Raw genomic sequence first — 1,313 nt, forward strand, 5'->3', positions numbered from 1 at the left:
GCGGCAGGTACACGTAGGACTCGACATCGCAGGCAATCCCCGGGTACCGGTTCCAGTACCAGGTCCCGCCCACGTCGGCCGCCCGGTCGATGAGCCGCACGCTGTCGACGCCGAGCTGACGCAGCCGCACCCCCGTCAACAGCCCGCCGAATCCGGCGCCGATCACCGCGACGTCGACTTCGTCGGTCAGCGGCTCGCGCGTGAATTCACCGTCTGCCCAGGGGTCGTCGGCGAAGCGCGCGAATGCCCCCGCCGTCTCGACGTACTGAGCGATGCCGTCCGGGCGCAATCGGCGCGCGCGCTCTTCCGCGTATTTGCGTCGCAGCGCGTCGACGTCGAACGACACGGTTTCAGTCAAGGCCCGGTCCTCTCGTGGCCCGACTATATAATCAATCGCTTGATCATATCAAGGCGGTGCCGTGTCGGCCCCGCCGCTATCCGCGCCCGCCGGCGAACAACGTTCCGCTGATCATCTTCTTGGCCGAGTCGAGCGCGGCGTGATAATCGCGCGGCGGCGACGTGGCCCCCAACTCGACCAACCCGTAGATGAGCGCGTAGAGGGCCTCGACGACGCTGTCCCGATCGGAAGGCCGCGACAGTTCGCCCTGCCGGTAGCCGTCGTCGACGACGCCCTCGATGATCTCGCGGAAAGCCTGAAATCCCGTTCCCCCGTCCATGTGCCGATCGGGGCCGACCACTCCTTCGGCGCGGATGACCCACTCGAAGGCGGCGAGATCTGGATACTCGCGCATGAGCCGGCCCGATTCGTCGAGAACCGCCCCGATGCGGTCGACCACGTCGTCGGCCTGTGCGGCCGCGTCCCGCAGCCGGGGGGCCGCGATCCGCTCGATGTCCTCGACGGCCGCGCCCAGCAATTCGGACTTGTTCGGGAAGTAGTGGTACAGGCTGCCGCTCGTCATGTCGGCGGCGCGGGCGATTTCGCGAATCGTGGTGCGGGAGTAGCCCATCTCGGCCACAGTGCGCATCGCCGCGGTGATGATGCGCGTGCGGGTCTGTTCGCCGTCGGCGCCCACCGGGCGCCCCAATCGCGAGGGCCGGGCGCTCATGCGGGACGGCACGCGCCGCCGTCCCGTCCCTCACGCACCGCGCACCTCCGCACGAACCCCGAATAAATCGATCACTCGATTATATTCGACACTGTCAGGCGCCGAGAGCCTGCGGACGGGACGCGCGAGTGCGGAGAACACGGTGACGCGGGCGCAGCGGGGACGCCCCGTCGGCGCCAGCGGTGAGGAGACCCGCCAGCGGATCATCGTGGCCACCATGCGCTGTGTGGCGACGGTGGGCTACTC

Annotated in this window: 2 protein-coding genes and 1 pseudogene; 1 reads left to right on the forward strand and 2 read right to left on the reverse strand. The window is 68.7% G+C overall.

Features of this window, described 5'->3' with window-relative positions; genetic code table 11:
* Together A5691_RS20905 and A5691_RS20910 are read right to left on the reverse strand one after the other, a co-directional pair.
* On the reverse strand, nt 1-358 hold a 358-nt coding region (locus tag A5691_RS20905; protein ID WP_156734809.1), incomplete at its 3' end, for an NAD(P)-binding protein.
* Between the two features lie 76 nt (nt 359-434).
* On the reverse strand, nt 435-1,067 hold the full coding sequence (locus A5691_RS20910) for a TetR/AcrR family transcriptional regulator (protein WP_068266774.1): 633 nt from the start codon (nt 1,065-1,067) through the stop codon (nt 435-437).
* Nucleotides 1,068-1,209: 142 nt separating this feature from the next.
* Here A5691_RS20910 and A5691_RS28780 point away from each other — a divergent pair.
* Nucleotides 1,210-1,313 (forward strand): annotated as a pseudogene (locus A5691_RS28780) (TetR/AcrR family transcriptional regulator); the annotation flags it as partial.

It is taken from the genome of Mycobacterium sp. E183, from assembly GCF_001667735.1.
Taxonomy (GTDB): Bacteria; Actinomycetota; Actinomycetes; order Mycobacteriales; family Mycobacteriaceae; genus Mycobacterium.

What these genes read in the sequence shown, in the direction of transcription:
- A5691_RS20910 (WP_068266774.1), bottom strand. Translation starts at nt 1,067, where the DNA reads ATGAGCGCCCGGCCCTCGCGATTGGGGCGCCCGGTGGGCGCCGACGGC.